17 protein-coding genes are annotated in these 25,508 nt (G+C 61.2%); 11 read left to right on the top strand and 6 right to left on the bottom strand.

Translation table 11 applies throughout. From position 1 onward, the window contains the following. Positions 1-35: 35 nt before the first annotated feature. On the top strand, positions 36-1,379 hold the full coding sequence (locus BUS42_RS07640) for a sulfatase family protein (RefSeq protein ID WP_074306403.1): 1,344 nt from the start codon (positions 36-38) through the stop codon (positions 1,377-1,379). A gap of 80 nt (positions 1,380-1,459) precedes the next feature. Here BUS42_RS07640 and BUS42_RS07645 read toward each other — a convergent pair whose 3' ends face one another. Further along, on the bottom strand, positions 1,460-2,194 hold the full coding sequence (locus BUS42_RS07645; RefSeq protein ID WP_254053365.1) for a 3-keto-disaccharide hydrolase: 735 nt from the start codon (positions 2,192-2,194) through the stop codon (positions 1,460-1,462). A 560-nt stretch (positions 2,195-2,754) separates the two neighbouring features. Between BUS42_RS07645 and BUS42_RS07655 the strand changes: the two genes are divergently transcribed. Further along, positions 2,755-3,741, top strand: coding sequence for a helix-turn-helix domain-containing protein (locus BUS42_RS07655; protein WP_074306406.1), 987 nt, complete (start codon positions 2,755-2,757; stop codon positions 3,739-3,741). Positions 3,742-3,751: 10 nt separating this feature from the next. Then, positions 3,752-6,817, top strand: coding sequence for an FtsK/SpoIIIE domain-containing protein (locus BUS42_RS07660; protein ID WP_074306407.1), 3,066 nt, complete (start codon positions 3,752-3,754; stop codon positions 6,815-6,817). A 56-nt stretch (positions 6,818-6,873) separates the two neighbouring features. Here the strand turns inward: BUS42_RS07660 and BUS42_RS07665 are convergent, their stop codons facing one another. Continuing rightward, positions 6,874-8,136, bottom strand: coding sequence for a serine/threonine protein kinase (locus BUS42_RS07665; RefSeq protein WP_074306408.1), 1,263 nt, complete (start codon positions 8,134-8,136; stop codon positions 6,874-6,876). Between the two features lie 283 nt (positions 8,137-8,419). On the opposite strand from BUS42_RS07665, the gene BUS42_RS07670 reads away from it, so the two are divergent. From BUS42_RS07670 to secD, 6 genes are all read left to right on the top strand, one after another. Further along, a complete protein-coding gene (locus tag BUS42_RS07670) occupies positions 8,420-9,463 on the top strand; it encodes an acetamidase/formamidase family protein (RefSeq protein WP_074306409.1) in 1,044 nt (347 codons plus the stop codon). Between the two features lie 203 nt (positions 9,464-9,666). Beyond that, positions 9,667-10,740, top strand: coding sequence for a sialidase family protein (locus BUS42_RS07675; protein ID WP_074310817.1), 1,074 nt, complete (start codon positions 9,667-9,669; stop codon positions 10,738-10,740). Between the two features lie 244 nt (positions 10,741-10,984). Then, positions 10,985-12,319 carry a DNA-directed RNA polymerase subunit alpha C-terminal domain-containing protein gene (locus BUS42_RS07680; protein WP_074306410.1) on the top strand — a complete coding sequence of 445 codons (1,335 nt, stop codon included), beginning with the start codon at positions 10,985-10,987 and terminating at the stop codon, positions 12,317-12,319. 9 nt (positions 12,320-12,328) lie between these two features. Beyond that, a complete protein-coding gene (gene tgt / locus BUS42_RS07685; RefSeq protein WP_074306411.1) occupies positions 12,329-13,444 on the top strand; it encodes a tRNA guanosine(34) transglycosylase Tgt in 1,116 nt (371 codons plus the stop codon). Positions 13,445-13,551: 107 nt separating this feature from the next. Next, entirely contained in the window at positions 13,552-13,926 is a 375-nt protein-coding gene (gene yajC / locus BUS42_RS07690; protein ID WP_074306412.1) for a preprotein translocase subunit YajC, read from the top strand. A 138-nt stretch (positions 13,927-14,064) separates the two neighbouring features. Next, the gene (gene secD, locus BUS42_RS07695; protein WP_074306413.1) at positions 14,065-17,154 is read left to right on the top strand and encodes a protein translocase subunit SecD; all 3,090 of its coding nucleotides are present in this window, start codon (positions 14,065-14,067) and stop codon (positions 17,152-17,154) included. A gap of 191 nt (positions 17,155-17,345) precedes the next feature. Here the strand turns inward: secD and BUS42_RS07700 are convergent, their stop codons facing one another. The 3 genes from BUS42_RS07700 to BUS42_RS07710 form a co-directional block, all read right to left on the bottom strand. Continuing rightward, on the bottom strand, positions 17,346-18,122 hold the full coding sequence (locus BUS42_RS07700) for a biotin--[acetyl-CoA-carboxylase] ligase (protein WP_074306414.1): 777 nt from the start codon (positions 18,120-18,122) through the stop codon (positions 17,346-17,348). 35 nt (positions 18,123-18,157) lie between these two features. After that, positions 18,158-21,607: a pyruvate carboxylase gene (locus BUS42_RS07705; protein ID WP_074306415.1), complete on the bottom strand. Its 3,450-nt coding sequence runs from the start codon at positions 21,605-21,607 to the stop codon at positions 18,158-18,160. A 310-nt stretch (positions 21,608-21,917) separates the two neighbouring features. Beyond that, on the bottom strand, positions 21,918-22,883 hold the full coding sequence (locus BUS42_RS07710) for a fumarylacetoacetate hydrolase family protein (protein ID WP_074306416.1): 966 nt from the start codon (positions 22,881-22,883) through the stop codon (positions 21,918-21,920). A 481-nt stretch (positions 22,884-23,364) separates the two neighbouring features. On the opposite strand from BUS42_RS07710, the gene BUS42_RS07715 reads away from it, so the two are divergent. Continuing rightward, entirely contained in the window at positions 23,365-24,885 is a 1,521-nt protein-coding gene (locus BUS42_RS07715; RefSeq protein ID WP_074306417.1) for an ISKra4 family transposase, read from the top strand. Here the strand turns inward: BUS42_RS07715 and BUS42_RS46195 are convergent. After that, positions 24,856-25,215 carry a DUF933 domain-containing protein gene (locus BUS42_RS46195; protein ID WP_083670097.1) on the bottom strand — a complete coding sequence of 120 codons (360 nt, stop codon included), beginning with the start codon at positions 25,213-25,215 and terminating at the stop codon, positions 24,856-24,858. The genes BUS42_RS07715 and BUS42_RS46195 overlap by 30 nt on opposite strands. Between BUS42_RS46195 and BUS42_RS07725 the strand changes: the two genes are divergently transcribed. Continuing rightward, positions 25,214-25,483: a helix-turn-helix domain-containing protein gene (locus tag BUS42_RS07725; RefSeq protein WP_074306419.1), complete on the top strand. Its 270-nt coding sequence runs from the start codon at positions 25,214-25,216 to the stop codon at positions 25,481-25,483. The genes BUS42_RS46195 and BUS42_RS07725 overlap by 2 nt on opposite strands. Positions 25,484-25,508: the final 25 nt, after the last annotated feature.

Genomic DNA, 25,508 nt, shown 5'->3' on the forward strand with positions numbered 1-25,508 from the left:
CGCATTGGTGTGCCCCTCGGAGTCGGAGCGAACTCGTGAACCCACTGTTCTGGCTGACCGCGCTGGCGGCATCCTGTGTTGTAGAAGTCGATCCCTCGCCGACAGCCGCGGCGAACCCGCCGAACATCATCTTCGTCTACGCGGACGATCTCGGCCCAGGCGACCTCGGTTGCTACGGGGGTAAGATCGTCCCCACGCCGAACATTGATCGGATGGCCAAGGAAGGGACGCGGTTTACCCAGTACTATTCGGCCTCGCCGATCTGTTCCCCATCGCGGTGCGGCGTTATCACGGGAAGCTTCCCCGCGCGGTGGAGGATCACCAGTTACTTGCAAACCAAAGCGGGCAATCGCGCCTGCGAGCAGGCCGATTTTCTCGACCCCAACGCCCCCTCATTGCCTCGCCTGCTCAAAGGGGCGGGTTATGCCACGGCCCATTTCGGCAAGTGGCATCTCGGCGGCGGCCGAGACGTCATCGCCCCGCCTAAATTCGCCGCTTACGGGTATGACGAGCACGCGGGAACCTGGGAGAGCCCCGAGCCCCATCCCGACATCACGGCCACAAACTGGATCTGGTCCCCCAAGGACAAGGTCAAGCGGTGGGATCGCACGGCCTTCGTCGTCGACAAGACGCTCGATTTCCTGGACCGGAACAAGGCCAAGCCCTGTTTTATCAACCTCTGGCTCGACGACCCGCACACCCCTTGGATTCCTTCAGTGACCGCGGGCCAAGAAAACAGCGTCGGCAACCTCCGTGAAGTGATGATCGAGAACGACAGGCAAGTGGGCCGACTACTCGACGGCCTGAAATCACTCCATCTCGATGAGAAGACGCTCGTGATCTTCGCCAGCGACAACGGCCCGCTGCCCACGTTCGACGGGGACCGCACCGTGGGCCTTCGCGGCAGCAAGATGAGCCTCTACGAAGGGGGGATTCGCCTCCCGTTCATCGCTCGATGGCCGGGCTCGGTTCCCGCCGGGCGCGTCGATGAGACAACCCTGATCTCGGCCGTGGACTTACTCCCCACATTCTGCCGATTGGCCAAGTCTCCGTTGCCCCTGGATCTGTCCTTCGACGGTGAGGACCGCTCGAAGGCGCTTCGGGGCGAGTCCCAGCCCGATCGAAAGAATCTCCTCTTCTGGGAGTATGGCCGGAACGAAAAAGCCTTCGCTTATCCGAAACGCAAGGGAGATCGCAGCCCGAACGTCGCCGTGCGTGACGCGAACTGGAAGCTGCTCGTCAATGCCGACGGAACTCGCGAAGCCCTTTACGACCTTGCGACCGACCCCCGCGAAACGACGAACGTTGCCGCCCAACATCCCGAAGTCGCGAAACGGCTCAAGGAGCGCGCCTTGGCCTGGCGCCGCGCACTTCCTTGAGGACGGAGCGAACGCAAAACGAAGAGGGACAATCCACCGGAGGTCCCTCTTCGATCCGCGTTCAAACGGGAGCCGACGGGTTAACGGGCTCGAACGCGAATGTTGCGGAGGGCAACCGGCCCGTGATCGGCCTGGAGCAGGATCGGTCCCTTGGCCTTTTCCTTCTTGGTCCAATTGTTGCCCGTGGGAGTGGGGACCTCGAGGTCGTCGTGGACAACCTTGCCGTTGAGCGTGACTTTAAGGAATCGAGCGTTGGCGACCTTCTTCCCGTCACCGTCAAATCGAGGCGCCTGGAAAATCAAGTCGAGCGTCTGCCACTCGCCGGGAGGGAGCGAGGCATTCACTCGGGGCGCATAGCCTTCATCAATATGATGATACTTGGGTTCAAGTTCAGAACGGGGATAAATCCCCCCATTGTCACTTCCCTTGGGAGTTTTGACCCCCCAGCTATCGAAGATTTGAACTTCATAAACGCCCTCGAGTTTGATCCCCGAGTTGGATCCCTTGGGCACGACAAACTCGAGGTGCACCTCGACGTCGCCGTACTCTTCCTTGGTGATCAGGTTTTTAGTCTTGCCCGTCGCTCCGTTGATGATGACCCCGGAACCGGGCTCCCCTTTGAGTCGCTTGGGATTCGCGGGGTCCAAGATCGCATTACCCGCAACAAACCAATCGCCCGCCGGCCCTCTCCACGAGGCGAAATTTCGCTCACCGGTCAACTCGGTCCATTCGGAATCCGCAGCCAGGGCGATCGCGGGGACTCCCGCGAACAAGGCTAGCAACGTCATGCACTTCAGACTGGTTCGCCAAGACATTCGCATGGGACTCCGGCTCGTACGGGGTGTTCGTTTCGAGAGAGGTTTGCTCGTCCTTTGATCGTAAGACCAATCGCGGCATTTGCAACGCTCTTTTTCGTGAGACGCGATTGCCCTCGCGTCGGGAGCGTCATCGCACCTCCAAAATCGTGTTCGCTCACGCCAGCGAATGCGGGAACAATGCCAATCGCCGCCGCGACACAATGATAAATCGTCCCTGTGCCTCCAGCGGTTTACCTTCGGGTGGCGCACGGGTGCATTGCGAACCAGAACCGCTGAAAGCGGTACCGCCAGGCTTTCTCGTCGAATCGATCGCCGCCAAATTGCAATCCGTGTCGAGCGTCTGACTCAACGGCGATCTCCGTCGATTCGATCCTTCCCGCCTCCAGATCCGTAAACGGGCCGAAACGCGTTCCCATTCCATGATCTATTTATCTGATCGCGAGGCTCGAGGATTCGCTCGAGCCACGAATCGGACACGGGAACGCCGCATCATGGATTCTTGAAATTTATCCGGTTAAGATCGACGCGAATTCCACAGGCTTTGATAAGGAGAGTCCATGGCTGATACTGTGATCGAGGCTCGCCAATCCACGTTACTCCGGCACTTTGAGAGGCCTACTGACGGGCGTCTGTCGGCCGGTGAAATCAAGAAGAAGCTCAAAATGGCATCCAAGAGTGGGCCGGAAGCCGAGGCCGATGCGGATCAGACATTGATCGACCTTCTCGAAAAAGGCTTGATCACGGTCAGTGGTGGTGCGAAAGACGGCCCCCATCCTCGCCCGAATGCCGCCTATCGTCTGACGGACAAGGGGAGGCATTTCCTCCGGCCGGCCAGGCCGGATCTCGCCGACGAGCAGTTGCAAACCCAGGAGGCGTTCATCCTGCTCCAGGTCTTCCGGGCAAAGGAACAGAAGCTGACACGATCCGAACTCAACGGCAAGCTCAAGACACGAGCCGCGATGGGCCAACTCGAGTTCGATGTCAAAGCGGCCCCCGTGACCGTGGCCTATCATCTCGCCGCACTCGTCGAAAAGGGCTCGCTTGTCGAAGAGCGACGCGGCGTCTCAGTGAGCTACCGCTTGAACCGAGAGGAAGGTGCCAGGGCACTCGCGGCCGTCAAACAGCACGACGGGGTCAGCTTTACGATGACCGGCGAGACGCTCAACGCCCTCATCGCCGCGGCCCGTCAGGCGACGCCAAGCCCCTTGGAATTGCAGGTACCCCAGGTGGCCAAGCCGGCATCACCCACGAATTCCCGTCCGCTCGGACCGGACGCCATCGTGGCTTACATCACCCAGCTTCAGGCGGATCTCTACTCAGGCAAAGACCTGATCCCGATCCACGAGGTCCGTCGCCTCGTCGCCGAGCATCACGGTGCTGAGGCTGCCGGACATCCGTCGTTTGACCCGCTAATCAAACAGATGCGCAGCGAGGGCCAACTGCGACTGATCGCGATCAGTGATAACCGCGACGCCACCCAAAAAGAGCTGGATGACTCGATCCCAGGCATGAACGAGACGATCTTCTATATTGTCACCCGCTAGGAGCTGGTCGATGGCTGCCGAGAATCCGTTTCGCGAAAGTCGTCTGAACAGCAGCCGGAACTTTCGCCCGGAGTGGGATGTCCCGGAGTTGAATCAGGGAATCACAAAATGGCTGGTCGAAGAGGTCAGCCACCTCCGGGGCCGTCGGGAACCCGATCCCGGCCAGATGATCGCCACCATGACGGGTCCCCCTGGATACGGCAAGACGCACCTCTTCGGGCGGATCGCCCATCTGGTGGACAGGGAAGTCTTTTTCGTCTTCGTTCCGGCCTTCGAGGAAGAAACCGCCCCGCTCGATCACATTCGCTGGCACGTCGTCGATGCTCTCTTTCGGGTTTCCGCCGATCAATACTCACCACTCGAAATGGCTCTAGGCCGACTCTGCCGACCCGCGTTTGCGAATTACTTCGCCGACCTTCCGCCAACCCTGGCGGCCCGGCACGAGCCGATGCAGCGTCGACTCGATGAGTTGCCCGAGGCCGTGCTCGAGGTTGTCCGCCAGGTGAAAACGCTGGGACCGTTTCTGAAACTGGCCGATTCGCTCCTCCAAATCTTGCCGCACGACGCGGGGATTGTCCGCGCTCTGGCCTTGGGCTGGGCCCCCTCGCCCTGGTCGGTCAACGCGCGGCGCTGGCTTCAAGGTCAGGACTTGCCCGATGCGGAACGAAACGTGCTCGGCCTCGGTGAAGTGGGCCCGACCGCACTGGAAGTCCTTGAAGCCATCCCCGCGATCTTCGGGCATGATAAGCCGATGATGATTTGCTGCGATCAAGTCGAAGGAATTCTCATAGGGAATAACGTTAATGCCACAAATCGACTGAGTTCGTCCTTGATGGATTTACTGCAAGCGGTCCCCGTCCAGATCGTCCTCAGTTGTTTTGAGGATCAGTGGGAGAAGTTCTACAAAAACACATTCTCTGCTTTCAAAATGAGGGTCAAACGACCTTCCTTCTTGCTCGATGATCTCAAGCCTGAACAAGCCGTCCAACTGATCAAAAGTCGCATGGCTGCTTGGTCCGGAAGGAACGGCCATAAGTCTGCATCCTGGCCGTTCAACGAAGCGTCGATCGTGCAACTGGTCCGCGAAGCCGTGCCGACACCTCGCTCCCTGATCCAGGAATGCGGTCGGAGGTTCGACGGTTGGATCGAAGAAGGCCACGAAACGGAGATTCATCTTTCCAGTCGTAGCGAAGCTGTTGATCCGACCCTGCTCTTTCTCCAGGAATGGAACCGGGAGATTGATTCGATCCGTCAGGACCCCGATCGCTCCGCGGAGAATCTCCCCGAGGATCGGCTTTATCGCGGAGTCTTCGAAGCCTTGAAGCTCGCGCAGTCGGCCCAGCGAATGCGCGAATTCGGTGGGGTGCGAATCGTCGATGTCCGCGACAAAGCGGTCAAGGCGACCGCTACAACGCGGCGCCCTGGGGCGACAATTAGCCTTGCAGCGGGACCAGGGGAAGCATCCCAGAGCGTCGTCGTGGCTTTAACCAAGGTGGAAGCGTCGCGAAGCTTTGGCCATTATTTTAAAGCACTCTTTGATTCGTCGGCCGATCCGATTGCGGGTGCGTTGCTCATTCACCCGAAGCGCGATCTCGGCCTGGGGGCGGGAACTCGGGCCGCCTTCGAGGCCCGTCAAAGTCAGGGCAAGCTCCGGGTCATGCCGCTCGAAGACTACCCGCTCACCTATCAAGCGACCGAGTGCCTGGCCACGCTCCTTGATCGGGCCAACGCCAGGGAACTCGTCCTCAACAATTTGACCCTTTCGGCGGAAGACTGCCGGGACCTGGTGATCAGGACGGGGGTGATCGACAACCTGGATCTCTTCAAATTGCTCGGCCACTGGAAGCGACCAGTAAGCAGAATGAGTCCGACGTCGGCTTCCGCCACGGCGTTCTTCGTGCCCCAGCCCGTTCCCGCCCCCGGCTCTGCCGTAGCCGTGGCGGAAGTCGGGGAGGTGGTCGCGGTGGTCGCCCCCGCCAAATCAGAAACGGCCATCCTCCCGGTTCCCAATCCCGTCGCAGCAGAATTATTGGGTTCCTGGGCCGAGAAGAAGTTGGCCGGGGCCGTGAAGAAGCTGAATCTGCTGGGGCAGGGGGTGGAGCCGGACGGCTTTGAAGTCGGCCCGACTTTTGCGCGGCTTCGGGTCCGGCCGGTGGGAAAGACCAACTTCAAGGGCGTCTGCAACAAGGCGGTCGACCTGCGGATCTCGCTGGGCCTGGAAGTCGTGCCGATCGTCGGCTCGCAGGCCGGTTGCATCAGCATTGATGTTCAGCGGCCCGACCGCGCGGTCGTCTCACTCGCGGCTGCGCTGAGCGATCCGCCCCGTCGCTTGGACGGAATGCCAGCCTTCCCCGTGGGGCAGGATGTGACCGGGCAGGCCCACTGGCTGAACCTGGCCGACCCGTCGGATTGCCACCTCCTGGTGGCGGGAACCACCGGAAGTGGCAAGAGCGAGTTCCTTCGCGCAACGATCGCCACGCTTGCCGCACGGCTCGAGCCGGAGCGATTGCAATTCGTGCTGATCGACCCCAAGCGCGTCACGTTCAACCTTCAAGGGGCGAGCCCCTTCCTGAAGTTTCCCGTGGCTTACGGCCTGGATGAGGCCCTGCCGCGGATCGAAGAATGCATGGCCGAGATGGATCGACGCTACCGGATCCTTGAGGAGAAAAAGCTCGCCAACGTGTCCGAACTGCCCCCTGAGCTTTTGCCCAGAATCGTCGTGATTATCGACGAGTTCGCCAGCTTCCTTGAAGACAAGGAATCGAAGAAGGTCGTCACCGCTCTCTTGAAACGGATCGGCGCCATGGCCAGGGCGGCCGGCATCCATCTCATTCTCTCAACCCAGCGGCCCGATAAAGACGTGATTACTCCGCTTCTGCGGGAAAATCTCCCCGGTCGGATCGCGTTGCGGGTGGCGTCGAAAGCTGGGAGCGACCTGATCCTGGGTACGCCCGACGCCGAGAACTTGCTCGGCCGCGGCGACCTCTTCTGGAAAAAGGGGGGTGAACTCCTTCGGCTGCAAAGCCCGTACGTTCCCCAGGCCGAACTGGAGCGAACGCTTCGCTGTCAGGCGTGACCGAGCATGGGACCCTGACATCGGGCCGAGCATGAAAACCCGGCCCGCGTTGTTCCTCAGCGCGAAAGCGTCGACAGATACTCGCGTGCCAGGTGCTGGACGTCAGGATCCCCATGGAGGTAATCCCTGATGGGTGGTACAACATCCGTCAAGGCGGCCTCGACCTCGCGGGCATCGACGAAGCGTCGGTCGGGGTGGGCCAGACAGCGTTCGATCAGGCCGATCGAATGCGAATCGAGCTCCTTCGATCGGAGTCGCTCGGCAAAGTCGTACGGTGGTCGTTCGATTGCGCCGACCACGAGCTGATACCAAACAACGCCCAGGGCAAAGACATCATCCTGGGTCGCTTTCCGCTTCGCACCCCGCTGCTGGGCCTCCGGCGGCAGATAAAGGCCGGTTCCGACCACGCCGACGAGTGAGGCAAGTTGCGAGCCGCCGTCACGTTTTGAATCCACGACCTTGGCCAGGCCGAAGTCACCGATCTTGATTCGGGGATCGGCTCCTTCGGTCAGGAGAATGTTGGCCGGCTTAATGTCACGGTGCGCGATCTCCTTGGCGTGAGCGGCGGCCAGGCCCGATACGACCTGACGGATGATCTCGTGCGGCTCCAAGCGGGGACGTTGGGCTCGATCCTTGACGATCCACTCTTCGAGTGAGCCGCCGCCGAGATACTCAAGCGCCAGATAGGGGTACTCACAGTCCTCGGTCTGAACGTCCTCGAAGTCGACGATATGGTCGTGCTCCCCGAGGCGTTTCAAGATCGCCACCAGACTGTTCTGTTCGCGGCGGAGCCATTCTCCCGATCGATCATTCGTAAAAAACTTGAACGCCCGAGGTGTGGGATAGCCACGATTTTCAGCCATCCAGACTTCACCGAAGCTGCCCATTCCCAGGTGGCGGCGGAGAACCCAGGGCGAGCCTGGCGCCACCGACTCGCCCTGATGCCGGATCGGCTCTACACCAAGGAGCAGTAACTCAAGGAGCCGTTCGCTCCTGAAGTAGCTGCTATCCATCGGACCGCAAGCACTCCGCTGCCGGACGTTGCGGGCCATGTTGAGCATCATGCCAATCAACTCTTCGCGTTTTGCTTCCGGGATTCTGGAGTGCGAGTTGTTGAGAAATGCCTCCGCAGCAGCCCGACGGATGTCGGCATCGGTCACGGTCGCGATCTTCCCGACCTGCCTTTCGATCTTCTCGGTCGAGTTCCTGAGACTCCATTTACTGACAACATCGACGACCCAATCCGAGACGCTTCCGGAGACAAGGGCGACGTCTTTCACCGCCGAATATGCCTGGAAAAGTGCAATGATCAAATCCATGTTTCGACTCCAATCGCTTAAGCATCAAGGAAATAGGCATTTCAATTTAAGACATAGTGGTGATTTCCAGTCAACGGACCACTCCCATTGTGCAAACCGCTTCACCCCAGAATCGGAATGCCTGCACACAAGGAGACCTCATGGACGGAGTCCTGTTCCGCCAAGATAAGCGGCATCGCCGACCCACTTTTCGCCATGGATGAGACCGAGGGACTTCGATAGCATTTCGAGGCGAAGACGACGGGCACCCTCACTGACCTGGCTTCAGCACGGAGTTGAATTGATGCTCAGCCTCGCACTCGCAACCCTTCTCGCTCCGGCCTTACCCGCGCAGGCGGCGCCGATCATCCCCAAGACGTACTATCGAACCTTTTCCCACGCACACCCGGTGCTGAGCCGGATCAAGCCGGGGGAGGCGGTTTCGACCCGGACGCTCGACTCGGGCGGGCAGGACGAAAAAGGGGTGCAACGCCACGAGCCGTACAACCCGCTCAATGGCCCATTCTTTGTCGAAGGGGCCGAACCGGGAGATGCGCTGGCGGTGACGATCACCAAGTTGGCCATGAATCGAGACTGGGGCTGGTCGGGGTTCCGGCTCGGCTTGTTCTCACTGACCCCGGAACACGTCGAGCACGTTTACTCGTCGAGCTACAAGCTCGACCTGGTCCGCAAGGGGCGATCGAATCTCGTGCCTTGGGATCTTGACCTCACGCGAAAGACGGTTCGGCTCCGCGAGCCGATCAGCAAAAAACTGACGATGGAGTTTCCCGCTCAGCCGATGCTCGGCTGCATTGGGGTCGCCGCGGCCGGAGACTTCGCCCCCACGTCGGGCCCGTCCGGTTCTTACGGGGGGAACCTCGATTACAACAAGATCGGCGAGGGCGCCACGGTCTACTTGCCGGTCAACCACCCGGGGGGCCTCCTGTTCGTCGGCGACGGTCATGCCTTGCAAGGGGACGGTGAGTCGACCGGCACCGGGATCGAAACCACCATGGACCTGGAGTTTGTGGTTCAGGTCAAGAAAGGGGTCAAGCTCTCCGGCCCGCGCGTCGAGACCGCCGACGAGATCATCAGCATCGGCTCGCAGGCCGAGTTCGCGAGCGCGCTCGACAACGGTCTCAAAATGGCCACCAGCGACATGGTCGATTGGCTCGTTCGCGACTATCAGTTGGAAGACTGGGCCGCGCATCTCTTGATCGGCTACCAAGGGAAGTACGAAGTGGTCACCGTCGCCGGCTCGATGGCGCTTTGCATTCCCAAGAAACGCCTGCCCGTACTCAAGGAGACGGCGGCCGATCCGGCGAAGGCGGGCGACACCCAGCCGTAGTGCGGGAACACGGTGAGGCGGGCGTTCCCATAACTCGCGCCCGTCTCGCCGGTGCCGAAGCTTCGAGTTTGGGGTGAAACGAGCGAGCCGCCTCCTTTCCCAGGGCTTACCCATCTGCTTCAATGACGGTCGAGGACTTGCCTCGACGGCGAGTCGAGGACGATGACCGAACGATTCAGGTTGCGGCCGAGGACGTCAAAGCCATGTTGCCTCTCAAGCTCCGATATGCCTTGACCGTCGTATCCATCGCGGCGGGGTTCACCGGGAGTCGGTCCGCGACGTTCGGAGCCGACGCCCAGCCTGAGCAACCCGGCGTCGTTAAATCGGAATTCATTTACGAATCGGCTTCCTTTCCGAAGTGTCATGCGTCGACGATCGCCGAGTCGAACGGACGGCTCGTCGCGTCCTGGTTCGGCGGGACCGACGAGGGGAAACCGGACGTGGGAATCTGGGTCGCCAGCCATGACGGCAAGACCTGGACCAAGCCGGTCGAAGTGGCCAACGGAATCGACGGGGACAAGCGCTACCCGTGCTGGAACCCCGTGCTGTTCCAACCCAAGAAGGGGCCGCTGCTCCTCTTCTACAAGGTAGGCCCTTCCCCCTCGGACTGGTGGGGGATGCTCACGACCTCCGACGATGCGGGGCAAACCTGGTCGGCCCCGCGCCGATTGCCTGCCCCCTTCTTGGGCCCGATCAAGAACAAGCCGATCCAGTTGTCCCAGGGGGATCTACTCTGTCCGTCGAGCACGGAAGACCATGGGTGGAGGGTCTTCTTCGAACGCACCTCCGACCTCGGCCTCCATTGGGAACTGATCGGTCCGATCAATGACGGTGTCACCTTCGGCGCGATTCAACCCACGCTCTTGACCTATCGCGATGGTCGCTTGCAAGCGCTCTCCCGCACCAAGCAGGCCAAAGTGGTGGAATCCTGGTCGTCGGATCAGGGCAAGACCTGGAGCGAACTCGCCGCGACCACACTGCCCAACCCCAACTCGGGGATCGACGGCGTGACGCTCGCCGACGGACGTCAGCTTCTTGTGTACAACCACACCCGTCGTGGCCGCAGCCCGCTGAATGTCGCGGTCTCCGAAGATGGCCAAGCCTGGCGCTCCGCCTTGATTCTCGAAGCGCAACCCGGTGAATATTCTTATCCCGCCGTGATCCAGGCTGCCGACGGCCTCGTGCATGTGACCTATACCTCGAACCGTACCCGAATCCGCCACGTGGTGGTCGACCCGACGAAGCTGATCTTGAGCGATCTGCCGGTTACCCCGTAGCTGTTCAGGCGAGGCCGATATCCGGAGCAGGCAGGTTTGGCATTTCCGGTGCCACTCGCTCGATTTGAGCAGGCGTTAAGCTTGCAAACGCCGCGCCGATGATTACAATCTACGGTTTGCCTCCGACCGGTTCCGGGCCGAGACATTCTGCCCACTCGTGATTTCGAGTGGGGCGATCGGTGGGACATCGTGAGCCAGATGAATCGTCTGTGGGCATGCCCATGGCTGAGGGAGAGTGAGACGGATGGCCGAGTTAATGACCACCGACGTGAGGGCGCTCCTGGATCGCCAACCTTTTGACCACTCGGCCGTGGCCGACTTGCGCGAGGTCCTCGGTCGGGACCCCTCGCGATATCGGACGCTCCGTGACGCCGTCGCGGCCATGAAAGAGCGCGAGAAGGAGGATATGAAGCCCGACATCTACCTGCGGGTGGGCTTGGGCGAGGTCCTGCTCGGTCGTTACACGAAGGGGCTGGAGCAACTCAACAAGGCTGGCGACGTCGGTCTGGCTCACTTCCATCGTGGAATTGCTCTGGCGAATCTCCAGCGCTGGTCGGACGCCGCCCTGGCGTTTGCCGCCGCCTCGGCTGCCGGGTACGACACCAAGCAAGCCGACCTCCACCGTGCCGGAGCCCTGAGACGCGGGGGACACGTCGAAGAGGCGCAGGCGATCCTTGCCGGGCTCGAAAAGCTGGACGGAAGCTCGGCCGAATACCACTATCAGCGCGGTAGTCTGCTGGCGGCCGACGGCGAGCTGGCCGACGCGTCGGTCGAGTTCGAGAAGGCACTCAGCCTCGATCGCGATCATACCGGCGCCTTGTTCGAGCTGGCCTACATCAACGACCTCTTCGGCAACGACGAGACGGCCGTCGAGTATTACAAACGGTGCACCCAGCGTCCTCCGGTCCCGTTGGCCGCCTTGATCAACCTCGGGGTACTCTACGAGGATGAGATGCGGTTCCGCGAGGCCGAAGCCTGCTACCGCCAGGTGCTTGCGTTCGACCCGAACCACCCGCGTGCTCGGCTCTTCTTCAAAGATTGCCGCGCCAGCAAGGATATGTATTACGACGAGGAAGCCGAGCGCGGATTTACCGTGCTGAAGCAGCTCCTCGAGATTCCGGTCACCGACTTCGAGCTCTCCGTCCGGAGTCGAAACTGCCTGCGGAAGATGAACATCCGGACGCTGGGCGACTTGACCCGGACGACCGAGGCCGCCTTGCTCGCGAGCAAGAACTTCGGCGAGACCTCGCTCTCCGAAATCAAGGAGATGATGACCTCCAAAGGTCTCCGGCTCGGGATGGCACTCGAAGGGGGCGAGCGGACCACCAACGACTTGCGGGCCGAGCCGATCGAAGAGCTTTCCCAGGAGGAGAAGGCGCTTCTGGCGAAGTCCATCAACGATCTCAACCTCTCGGTCAGAGCACGCAAGTGCATGACCAAGCTTGGGATTCAGACTGTCGGCGAGTTGATCATTCACACCGGCGACGAGTTGATGGAGTGCAAGAACTTCGGCGTCACCTCACTCAACGAGGTCCGCGAGAAGCTGACCGAGTTCAACCTGAAACTCAAGAACGAGTAAGTCGCGCCGTTGTCACGACCGGTTGAATTCCAGGTTTTGCACCGCGACCCCGCCTCTTTGGCACGGCGGGGTCGATTAGTCACGCCTCACGGTTCCGTGGAAACGCCGGCATTTATGCCGGTCGGCACGCAAGCGACCGTGAAAGGACTGACCCCCGACCAACTCCGCGCCACGGGCACCTCCATGCTTCTGGCCAACACCTATCACCTTGCCCTCCGGCCTGGTGAAGCGGTGGTGGCTCAACTCGGGGGACTCCATCGGTTCATGGGGTGGGACGGCCCGATCCTGACGGATTCGGGGGGGTTTCAAGTCTTCAGCCTCGCCGCGCGCTCGAAAATCACCGAAGCCGGGGTCGCGTTTCGGTCGCACATCGACGGGCGTTTGCTCGAGCTCTCCCCCGAGTCGGCGGTCAAGATTCAGGAAGCGCTCGGCGCGGACGTGGCGATGTGCTTCGACGAGTGCCCGGCGCTCCCCGCGTCCAAGGAAACGATCGCCAGCGCGGTCGGACGGACCGTGCGCTGGGCCCGGCGTTGCAAGGAGGCGCATACACGACGCGATCAAGCCCTGTTCGGGATCGTGCAAGGGGGGAGCCACGCCGACCTCCGCGGCGAATGCGCGGAGGCACTCGTCGCCCTTGATTTCGACGGCTATGCCGTCGGTGGAGTGAGCGTCGGAGAGAGCCGCGAGCAGGTGCGCGAGGCCTTGCGCGTGACGACGCCCTGGCTTCCCGAGGATCGGCCCCGCTACCTGATGGGGGTGGGACGACCTCAAGACATTCTCGACGCCGTGGCGACCGGCATCGACATGTTCGATTGCGTCCTGCCCACTCGGAACGGCCGAAATGCAACCTGCCTCACGGGTTCGGGCCAAGTCAAGCTTCGCAACGCCGCGCACCGGCTCGATCCCGGACCGGTCGAGGAGGGATGCGACTGCTTCGCCTGCCGGAATTTCAGCCGCGCCTACCTGCGTCATCTGTTCATGGCGAAGGAGATGCTCGGCCCAATCCTGGCGTCGATCCACAACGTGGCTTACCTGCATCGCTTGACCCGGCAGATTCGCGAGGCGATTACCGAGGAGCGATTCGTCCAATTCAGGCTGGAAGTTCTTGAAGCACTGGGACCATAGCGGTTAGATTGCTGGTGAGGGGGGGTGGGCTCGTACGTCGGAGCCTACGACTGATCCGGCGCATCGACCGCTCACGATCTTCACCCGCGATTCCACGGACCTAATCAATGCCCTCTTTGCTTGCCGCGATCCCATTGCTCTTTGCCCAGGGGCCTGCCGCTGCCAACCCCAAAGATGGGGTCTCGAGCACCCTGAATCTTCTGCCTTACGTGCTCATCTTCGTCCTCTGGGGCTATTTCCTCCTGATTCGGCCCCCACAGCAGTTAGAAAAGAAACGACGGCAGATGATCGCCTCGCTGAAGAAGAACGACAAGATCATCACGACCGGTGGGCTCTACGCCACCGTCTCCTCGATTGACCCCGACCAAGATCGGATCGTCTTGCGCGTCGATGACGATCGTGGAGTCAAGCTGACCTTCAGCAAGTCGGTCGTGGGACGTCTGATTGAGCCCACGACCGAGAAATCCGCGGATTCCGCCTGAGAGACATTCTCCTCGATTTCGACCGACGGTCGGTACGCAGCCCAACGTTCGAAGAATGGCCGGTCGTCTCGGCCGATGCGGAATGCCTCTCATTTTAATCTTCGAAACGACCTTGCCTTTAGCCGTTAGGAATTCGCAATGTTAGCGATCGGCTACGTCATCGCCGCCTCTCTGTTTCTCAGCGTCCTCTATGCCTTGTACGGCTTGGCCGTGGGGCATAAGCTCCACCTCAAGATTGGCGTGATCGCGAGCTTTACGTTCGCGGGCTTGCTGGCGATGTGGCCGCCATCGGAAAAGTTGAAGCTGGGAATCGACCTCTCCGGCGGAACGATCCTCGTCTACGAAGCCGTCAAAGAGAATTTGACGTCCAACTTCAACATGGACGAGTTGATCTCGGCGCTCAAGCATCGCGTCGATCCCCAGGGGGTCAAAGAAATCCCGATCCGCAAGATCGGCAGCAATCGGCTGGAAATCATCCTCCCCGCCGATGAGGACGTCGATGAGGTGAAACGGTTGCTGACCGACGTCGGCGCGCTCGAGTTCCGGATCCTCGCGAATCGGAAACACGATCAGGCCGCCACCGAACGGGCACTCGGCCCCAATGGTCGGACCCGGCCGCCCGCCCGGTTCAAATGGGCGCGGTTGGGCGAGGTGGCCACGGGAACCAATCCCACCTTCACCGACACGACGATCACCGATGTTAGCCAAGACTGGAAGAAGAACCGGTACGCCGGGATCGAAATCGTACTGACCGGCAAGGACGCGTCCGGCAACGAACAAACGGTTCCGGTCAAGATCGACCGCAACACGTCCAACGAGATCTACTTGGCCAACCCACACGGCCTGCGTTCGATCTCCGCATATCGCATTGATTATAACCCGAGCAGCATCCAAGCCGGCGATCCGAACAGTCCCCGCCCCGCCGACCCGATCATTCGCGAGGACCGAATCGGGCCCGGACTCATCGAACGATCGATCCTCGTCAACATCGATCGTCAGGATGTGACCGGCCGCTATCTGTCCCGCGCCTATGCCACCCAGGACGAACGACTCCAGCCCGCCGTCGGGTTCGTCTTCAAGCGCGAAGGGGCGAGAAAGTTCGGCCAGTTGACTCGGGAGCACCTCCCCGAGGAAGGGGACGCGTTCAAGTATCAACTGGCGATTCTCCTCGACAACCTGGTTATGTCGGCCCCCTCGATCAACTCCGAGATCCGCGAGTCAGGGATCATCGAAGGCGGAGGACAAGGGTTCCGACCCAAGGAAGTCGACTACCTGATCCGGATCCTCCAGGAAGGCAGCCTGCCGGCGAGCCTGAACCCCAACCCGCTCCAAGAGGAGAAGGTGGGACCGACCTTGGGTGAGGATACGATCGCCAAGGGGGTTCGCGCCCTCTGGGTTTCGATGCTGGTTGTGCCGATCTTCATGGTCGTGTACTACCGGTTCGCCGGTGTGGTCGCTGTCTTCGCGCTCGTTCTCAACATGATCTTGTTAATTGGCTCGATGGCCTTCATGCAGTCGACGTTCTCGTTGCCGGGTCTCGCCGGCCTCGCGTTGACGATCGGTATGGCGGTCGATGCCAACGTGCTCGTGTTCGAGCGCATGCGTGAGGAAAAGGAGCGTGGAGCCAGTCTGGCCCAGCAGATCCGCAACGGCTTCAACCGCGCCTGGGTGACGATCTTCGACTCGCACGTGACCAACTTGCTCTCGAGCCTCGTGCTCTGGATCGTTGGTACGGAAGAGGTGAAGGGCTTTGCCTTGACGATGATCATCGGCATGCTCTGGAACCTGTTCACGGCGGTCTTCGTCTCGCGCGTCATCTTCGAGATCTTCTACCAGCAAGGTTGGATCAAGAAGCTGACCATGATGAAGCTGATGGACAAGTCGAACTTCGACTTCATCAGCCCGCGCCACTATTGCATGGCGGTGTCCACAATCCTGATCGTCCTCGGCCTGGGCGCGACCTTTCTCCGCGGTCAGAGCATGTACAACATCGACTTCACGGGCGGTACCCTGGTTACGATCCGCCTCAACGAAGAGGATCCCGACGTCAAGTCGCTTTCCGATTCGGCTCGGTCGAACTTCGTCCGCGAAAAAGCCGGCGTGCTGCCCGACGTGACGGTGGAAAGCTTGAAGGTCGGCCAAGCCAAGACGTTCAATCGATTCAACATCCGTACCACCGAGCAGAACCCGAATCACGTCAAGGACACGATCCTCAAGGCGTTCGGCAAGAGTCTCGAGCGGGTGACGATGACCTTTGGCCCGAGCAAGCCGATTGTCGCGGCGGCGGCTCCGGCTCCGGCTCCGACCGACGCGTCGAAGACGGCGGTTGTCGACCGGTTTGCCGACGGTAGGCAGTACGAGCTCAAGTTCAATACGATTACGTTCAACGGCTCACTCCCGCCTGCCCAGGTTGTGTCCACGATCTTCGCCAATGATGTTCTGGCCAAGGACAAGATCGCGAACCCGACATCGCGGTTCGAAATCCTCGGGGCCAAGCGTGGCGAGGATCCCAAGACGATGATCCTTCGCACGGATCTTGAACCCGACGTGGCGGAGAAGGAACTCAAAACGCTGGCCGCCGCACTTCAGGACAACCGTGACATGCTCTTCGAGCGGATCACGAACTTCGGAGGGACGGTGGCCAGCGAGACGCGTACCCTGGCCTTGATCGCCACGGTCGCCAGTTGGTTGATCATCATCGCCTACCTCTGGTTCCGGTTTAAGTCGCTGATCTACGGGCTCGCAGCGGTGCTCGCGGTCGTTCACGACGTGTTGTTCACCTTGGGGGCCGTGGCCGCGAGCTACTGGGTCGCCCAGATTCCAGGCGTTCGCGAGTATCTCCTCATCGAACCGTTCAAGATCGACCTGCCGATGATCGCGGCGTTCTTGACCTTGATCGGGTTCTCGGTCAACGACACGATCGTCATCTTCGACCGGATCCGTGAGTTGAAGGGGAAGACTCCGCACCTGACGATGAAGATGCTCAACGACGCCATCAACCAGACGTTGAGCCGGACGATTCTCACGTCGTTCACCGCCTGGCTCGTCGTGTTCATCCTCTACATCATGGGTGGCGAAGGCCTGCATGGATTCGCCTTTGCCTTGGTCGTCGGCTTCCTGAGCGGTACCTACAGCACGATCTACATCGCCAGCCCGATCCTGATCGACTGGATCGGTAGCCATCCCGACGCGGCCAAGTCCGACAAGGAGTTTGCCGCAACTCGTTGATCGGACGACGGACCGGAGCGAGAAGCAAGGGGCGGTCGGCTCTGCCACCAAGGCAGGCGCCGGCCGCCCTTTTTTCTTTCGTTGCTCGCGCGTTCCGTCCTGGTCAAGACGTGGAGGTCCGCAACCCGAGCCCGGGTGAGGAGCACGCAGCAAACCAGGGCTACGTGATAAGGAAGACGCCGGACGAGTCTTCAGGACAGATCGTCCCGAAGCACTTGGCCACCGTAGAGCAGCCTGATTCCCTGGTCGGTGCCAAGCCGCAAGGCCCCCGACGGGTCGATCCCACGCCCGATCCCCTGGAGGATCTGGGGGCCGAGGTCGAGCCGAATCGGTCGATCACGGAGGGCGTCGAGTTGATCCCAGCGCGCGGCGAGCCCAGGATCATCCTCGGCGAGCCGGCTGATTGAGGTTTCGAAGTGCGCGATGACCCTTGCCAGCAGGCGATCACGAACATCCGCGGGGGTGGAGACATGACCGGATGTCTGCTGCATGAGCGACGTCGCCATCCGGCGGATCTCGAGCGGGGCCGCATCCAACTGAGTTGAGACGTTGATCCCGATCCCAATCAGCAGCCGGCCCCCATGGGGGGTCTCAACCCGTTCGGGAAGGATGCCGGCGATCTTGAGGCCCTTGACTTCGACGTCGTTGGGCCAGCGGAGCCTGATCGTTTCTCGTGGGATCCAGTGCGCAAGCGCGTCGATCAAGGCCACGGCCGTGGCAAGCGCCACTCGGGGTTCGTGCTCGGTGCGGAGGCCGTGAGCGATCGGGTCGATCCCGATCGTAAACGTCAGGCTGCCTTGGTCAGACCACCACGTGTGATTGCCCCGGCCTCGGCCGCGCGTTTGGCGCTCGGCCGAGACGAGAACCGGGCAATCACCGAGGCCGTTCACGACGACCTGCCTGGCGAGGTCGTTGGTGGATTCAACGACCCCCTTGTCCATCCAGGTCTTGATGAAATGGCCATTCATGTCAATGTCGGAGAACCAGAGGGCCGCCCCCGTCCTTACTGGCTGGTCAGCTTGATGAGCAGTTCACCGGTCTTGACCTGCTGGCCAACCGCCGCAAGCACCTCGCCGACCCTTCCCGGTCGTTCGGCATAGAGGGTTGTTTCCATCTTCATCGCTTCGATCGACAGCAGCTTTTGCCCCTTGCGAACGGCATCGCCGGCACTGACGGCGACTCCGACGACCAGGCCGGGCAGGGGAGAACCGATCTGGTTCGGGTCGTTGGGGTCGGCCTTGGGAGTTTCCCGAACGGTGGACGCCAGCGAGCGATCGGCCACTTCGACTTCGCGGGGTTGGCCGTTGAGTTCGAAGAAGACGGTTCGCTTGCCGTCGCTGTGCGGTTCGCCCACGGCGAGCAGCTTGACGATCAGCGTCTTGCCCGGTTCAATCTCGACTAGGTGCTCCGCGGCGGGGTCGGGCCCGTAGAAGAAAATCGGGGTTGGGAGCATCGACGTATCGGCGTATGACCGTTCGTGAGCCGCCAACTCGGGGAAGACCCGTGGGTAGAGAATCAGGCTGAGCGCATCCCGGTCGTTGGCGGGCCGCCCGAGCAACTCAGTCGCCTTCGCCCGCGCCGCGTCGAGGTCGGCGGGAGGCATGCCGGCTCCGGGCCGCTCGGTGATCGCGGGCCGTCCCTTGAGGACGCGCTCTTGGAGCGCGGGAGGAAAGCCGCCAGGGGGCTGACCGAGCCGGCCTTCGAAGAGTTCGACCACGCTCTCGGGGAAGGCAAGTTCGCGCTCGGGATCGAGCGTGTCGGCAGGAGTCAGGTTGTTCGCGACGAGGAAGAGGGCCATGTCCCCCACGACTTTGGAAGTGGGCGTGACCTTGACGATGTCACCGAAGAGAATGTTGACATCGGAATAAGCTTTGCAGACCTGGGGCCACCGCGATGCCAGGCCAAGTGCCTTGGCCTGCTGGAACAGATTCGTATACTGCCCCCCCGGCATCTCATAGGCGTACACTTCGGCCGATGAGGACCGGAGCTCGGTCTCAAAAGCCGTGTACAAGGCCCGAACCTGTTCCCAGTATTGGCTCACTTCGATCAGGGCCGCGGAATCGACCTCGGTTTCCCGGGGAGAGAACTTCATCGCCTCGACGATGGCATTGAGGCTGGGCTGCGAGGTCAGTCCCGACATCGAGGCCACCGCGCCGTCGGCGATGTCGAGCCCCACCTCGGCCCCCTTCAAGACACTGGCCGCCTGCGCACCACCGATGTCGTGGGTGTGGAAGTGGATCGGCAGACCGACCTCTTCGCGGAGCGCCTTCACCAATCGCTCAGCGGCAAGCGGCTTGCAGAGCCCGGACATGTCCTTGATCGCGATCAGGTTGGCCCCGCGCTTCTCCAACTCCTTCGCCATCCGGACGTAATAGCCCAGGTCGTACTTCGGTCGTTTCGGATCGAGGATATCCCCGGTATAGCAGATCGAGGCCTCACACAAGGCCCCGGCCTCGCGCACCGCCTCGAGCGCGACCTCCATGTTGGGGATCCAGTTCAGCGCGTCGAACACGCGGAAGAGATCGATCCCGCCGGCCGCCGCCTCCTTGACGAAGCTGCGCACCACGTTGTCGGGATAGCTGGTGTAGCCCACCGCGTTTGACCCGCGCAACAGCATCTGGAAGAGAATGTTCGGGATCCGTTCCCGGAGCTGAATCAACCGCTCCCACGGATCTTCCTTGAGGAACCGCATCGACGTATCAAACGTGGCGCCTCCCCACATCTCGATCGAGAACATTTTCGGGCAGATCCGGGCATAGGCATCGGCCACGCGAAGCATGTCGCGGGTGCGGACTCGGGTCGCCAAGAGCGACTGGTGGGCGTCACGGAACGTGGTGTCGGTCAGCAAGAGCGGCGTCTGATCGCGGATCCAGCGCGAGAAGGCCTCGGGCCCCAGCTTCTTGAACAACTGACGCGACCCCTCCGGCGGAGCGGAGACGTGGTCGTGAGCCGGGGGAGCCGGCTCGGCCTGGTTGACAAAATTGGCCGGCCGAGTGACCCCGGGGAACCCGTTGACCGTCACCTCGGCGGCGAAGGTCAGAAGCTTGGTCGCGCGGTCCTGGCGGATCGGAAACCGGAAAAGCTCTGGCGTCTCATCAATGAATCGGGTCGTGCACCGCCCATTGAGAAAGGCGGGATGGTCGATGACGTTGAGCAGGAACGGGATGTTCGTCTTCACGCCTCGGACGCGAAACTCCTGAAGCGCTCGCTCCATCCGCTTGACCGCGTCGATAAAGCGCCGGCCACTGGCCGAAACCTTGACGAGCAGCGAGTCATAAAACGGAGTGACGATGCCCCCGGTGATGCCAGGGCCGCCATCGAGCCGGAGCCCAAGGCCGCCGGCCGATCGATAGTGGGTGATCCGGCCGTAATCGGGCGTAAACTTGTTCACCGGATCTTCGGTGGTGATCCGGCACTGGAAGGCATAGCCAAGCGTCTGGATCGAGTCCTGGCCCTCGATTCCAATCTCGGGGTCGGAGAGCTCCGAACCTTGTGCGATCAGAATCTGGCTCTTGACCAGGTCAATCCCGGTCACGATCTCGGTGACGGTGTGCTCGACCTGAATTCGAGGGTTGACCTCGATGAAATAGAACGTGCCCGTCTCGTCGTCGACCAAGAATTCGACGGTCCCGGCATTATCGTAGCGAACGTAGCGACCGATTTTGATGGCCGCGTCGCAGATCGCCAGACGAAGTTCGGGATCGAGGTTGTACGCCGGCGCGATCTCGATGACCTTTTGATGCCTGCGCTGAACCGAGCAATCGCGTTCGTAAAGATGAACCAGATTCCCGTGCTGATCGCCCAGGAGCTGAACCTCGATATGCTTGGCCTTGCGAATGAACTTCTCGAGGAAGACATCCGGAACGCCAAAGGCAGTGGCCGCCTCGCGACTGGCTTGCTCGATCGCGGAATCGAGCGCATCGGCCGACTCGACCACGCGCATCCCGCGGCCGCCTCCGCCCATCGACGCCTTGACGATGACGGGATAGCCGAGCTTATTCGCAATCGCGTGCGCCTCGGGGCCCGGAACGAGCGGCTCCTCGCTGCCCAACAAGACAGGAACGCCCGCGGCCTTGGCCAGGGAGCGGGCGGCGACTTTGTCGCCCAGCTTGTCCAGCAGTTCATCGCGCGGCCCGATGAACGCGATGCCGGCGGCCGCGCAGGCCCGGGCGAAATCCGCATTCTCGGAGAGAAAGCCGTAGCCGGGGTGGATTGCATCCACCCCTTTTTCCCGGGCCAAGGCGATGATCGCCTCGATGTTCAGATAACTTCGGATCGGTTCGCCCGCGTTGCCGACCTGATAGGCCTCGTCCGCCTTGAGCCGATGCACCGCGAACCGGTCTTCGTGCGAATAAATGGCCACGGTGCGAATGCCGAGCTCGTGCGCCGACCGGAAGACCCGGATCGCGATCTCACCTCGGTTGGCCACCAGGAGCTTGCGAATCTCGGACATCGCACCATCCCAAGCAAAAAAAACAAAGAAGAATCGGTCCCCATCACGAACGGAGAGGACAAGGATAACAGATTGGACCGGGAACTTGAAATTCTATCCGTCGAGGGGAAGGGCGACTCGGAACGAATCACCCCCCAATGGCTTGCATAACCGATCCATCACGACCCGGAAGCCGAATCTCAACCGGGCGTTTTATTCCGAGTCCCTTGGTCGACTTTCCCCTAATCAAAAGTCTCGGGATCAGAGGGGGGAGTTGCGCCTGGTCGAGTTTTTCCCCACGGCCGGGCGCCGTCAAGGCGAGCGGGTTCGGTCACGAATCCTCGGCTTCAACCGGATTTTCCAAGGTACCGATCCCGGAAATCGTCGCTCGAAGTGTATCACCCGGCTGAAGGTAGCTGTTCGTTGCGGAGCCGACCCCTGAGGGGGTGCCCGTCGAGATGATGTCGCCCGGCTCAAGGGTCACGAACCGCGAGAGGAAGGAAACGATCGCCGCGACCGAGAAGATCATTTTTGCCGTCGAGGAATCCTGCTTGATGACGTCGTTGACGGAGAGCTGAATGGTCAAGGCTTGCGGATCCGCGACGGCGTCGGACGTGAGGATACAGGGACCGACCGGGCAGAACGTGTCGTGCCACTTGCCGTGCTGCCAGTCGAAGAAGCGATCGCGTTCACGCGGTTTCCGCTGGGGGTTCGGCGTGAACTTCCGATCGCTGATATCGTTGACCACCGTGTAGCCCGCGACATAGTCGAGGGCATCGGCCTCGTCGACATCCCGGCACCGCCGTCCCACAATAACGCCCAACTCACACTCCCAATCGATGTGGTCGGGAGAAATTCGGGGAATGACGACCGGATCACCAGGGTTCGTCAACGTCGTCGTCGGTGGCTTCATGAAGACGTAGGGAAACGTCTCTTCGCGCTCGACGCTCAGTCCGCCACGTTCGACGATATGCTCGGCGTAATTCCCCGCGAGCAGAAGGATTTTGCTGGGTGCCCCGATCGGCACCAAAAGCTCGACGTCCTGAATCGGGATCGCCAGCTCACTCAGCGCCACCGGGTCGAGCTCATCCACCCAGGCCCCGAGGTCGCGGATCACGTGAAAATAGACGCCGGCCGGAGGCAGAAGATCGAGGAGGTCGTCCGTCGACGGCAGCAGGAGTTCGACCCCTTTGTCGTCGGAATAGGCCTCGGCCGCCTGGTCGATGGGAATCACGCAGTCGTCGGCGTAAAAACCGGTGAGAACGATCTCATCAAGGGAAAATCGGCAGAGTCGCATACGGGAACCTCCTGTCCAGGGTGGGAACTCGTCGCGTTACGTCCCCGCTCGGCCCTTGCGTTCGAGGCCGATTACGATACCCCGTTCCCAGGTGAACAACAACAGACCGATCCCGATTTTCTCGCAGGAGAAGCCGCCCGACCGGTGTCGACCCGGTCTTCCCCAAGGAACCGATAGTTGCCGGAAAGGGCCACAGCCTGGCCTCCCCGCCCATCGGACGCGTCAACTGTCTAAAGTCCGCTGCGAAAGAAGCTGGTATCTCCGTCCTTGACGACGTACTCCTTGCCCTCGAGTCGTTGCAAATTCTTTGGGTGTAACTACCCGCTCCGGCACTCTGGCCATTGCCGAAGATGATTTCTCTGAAACAGTTTAGGGATTTGCATGAAGGCGAAGGGGAGCTCGAAATGGCTCTCTCGATGCGGTATATTCCAGGAAGGTCAACATATCCAGGGACATTACGCATCGAAGAGAAGCCACCTCCATGCTCGCCCACGTCGCCACCGCCGTCAAGTACCCGCCATTGCACCTCCCCGAGCAAATCGCCATCGACCACGCGCTCGATCTTTTCTGGGTCATGGTGGAACGCCTCAAGGTCGCGGCCCAACACCAAGAGCCGATTCATCACGTCGAAGACACCGTCTTTCGCCAACTTCTGGTGATGGGACGGGCCTTGCTCCAGGCGTTTCTGGCGGCGTCCGGCGACGGTGACGTCGGACCCACTCTGAATCTCCTCGGCGCCGGGCCGGCTGAACCGCCCCAGGTCCTGCCCAGGATTGAGGAACCCCGCTCGCGTCCCTATCTCTCGATCTTCGGCGAGATCGCCATCACTCGGATCTGCTATGGCCACGACCGCGTGGAAGCCGCTCCCCTTGATGCCCGACTGCATTTGCCCTGGCGGCAGTACTCGTACCTGTTTCAGCAATGGCTCGGGGAGTTCGTGGTCGACGAGGCGCATGCCGAGGCGATCGCGAAACTCCAGACCATTCTCGGGCTGGGGGTTTCGGTGAAAGCGTCCGAAGACCTCAACCGCGAACAGGCCGCCGATGTCGAGCCGTTCCAGGACCATATGCCGACACCCGAGCCGACCGATGAGGGAGCGATTCTTGTGGTGACGGCCGACTGCAAAGGGATACCTCTGGTGCGTTCGGCGTTGGGACCCGCCGCGGCGCCGCCCTTGCCGGCGGCGAGAAACCATCGCCGAGGCAAGGGGGAGAAGGCCAACAAGAAGCGAATGGCGGCGGTGGGAGCGGTCTACACGATCGATCCTTTCGTGCGCACCGCTGATGAAGTAATCGACGAGGTGGTGAGAAAGCAGGCGGCGAACCGTCGCCCGTGCCCATGCACCAAGCGGGTCCGCGTGGACCTGTTGTTGGGCAAGGTGTCGCTGTTCCTTTGGTTGGCCGACGAGGTCATCAACCGCAACCCCCAGGGGATCAAGCCGGTGGTCTTCTTGTCGGATGGTGAGCTGGCGCTCCACGATCGCCAGGAGGAGTACTTGCCAGAAAACTCGACCTGTATTCTGGACTTGTTTCATGTGATGGAATATTTGTGGAAGGCGGCCTGGTGCTTCTTCAACGAGACGTCTCAGAAGTCGGAAGCCAAGCAGTGGGTGGAGAAGCATCTCCGAATGCTGTTGGAAGGAAAAGTCCGGTACGTGATCAGCGGATTGCGTCAGATGAGGACCAAACGGGAGTTGAAAGGGGCGAGTCGCAAGACGATTCAACAAGTGACCGGCTACTTCGAGAAGAACCGCGATCGGATGAAGTACGACGAATACCTTGCGCACGGTTTGCCGATTGGCAGCGGAGTGGTGGAAGGAGCGTGCCGGCACTTGGTGAAGGACCGGCTGGAACGCACGGGCATGCGTTGGCGTCCCGAAGGGGCGCAAGCGATGCTCGATCTCCGGGCGATTTCCCTCAACGGAGAATGGGCCCCATTCTGGGCATTTCATATTGAACAAGAGGACGAGCGACTATATGGGGTATTTCGGAAGGCTGGGTGAAGCCAATCCGATAGTTACACCCAAATTCTTTGCCTTGACTTCCTTCATGGTTCCGAGCCGAGCCAAGTCGTCGAACGCCGTCACCTCCGCGCGGATGAACCCCTTGGCCAAGTCGGTATGGATCTTTCCCGCGGCATCGACCGCGGACCCGCCGCGTTCGAGGTTCCAGCCACGAACATCGGGTTCTCCGGCCGTGAAGGTCGCGAGGCCTAACGAATGGCCCAGAGCTCCCGTTTTTTCCCTCTTATGAACTTTGACGCTCAAAATCGGTAAAATCGCTTCTGTAGCTCCTGCTTCGCATGCATACACTCTGGCTTCGGAGCCGACCATGGCCCGCCGGCCCCTGTCCTTGACCGAGGACCAACGTCAGCAACTTCTCCAGTTGCGTGACCACGATGACCGCCCCTATGTCCGCGAACGCGGCGCCGCGCTGCTGAAAATCGCCGCCGGTCACTCGCCTCATCGCGTGGCCAAGCAGGGACTGCTCAAGCCGCGCGACCCCGACACCGTCTACGCCTGGCTCGACCGGTACCAAGCGTCCGGGGTCCAAGGTCTGATCGATCACCCTCAGGGCGGCTCTCACGGGAGGCATCTTTAGCGTCGCCGAGCCGCTCATCGAACGC

Origin of the sequence: Singulisphaera sp. GP187 (assembly GCF_900129635.1) — a bacterium.
Lineage (GTDB): Bacteria > Planctomycetota > Planctomycetia > Isosphaerales > Isosphaeraceae > Singulisphaera.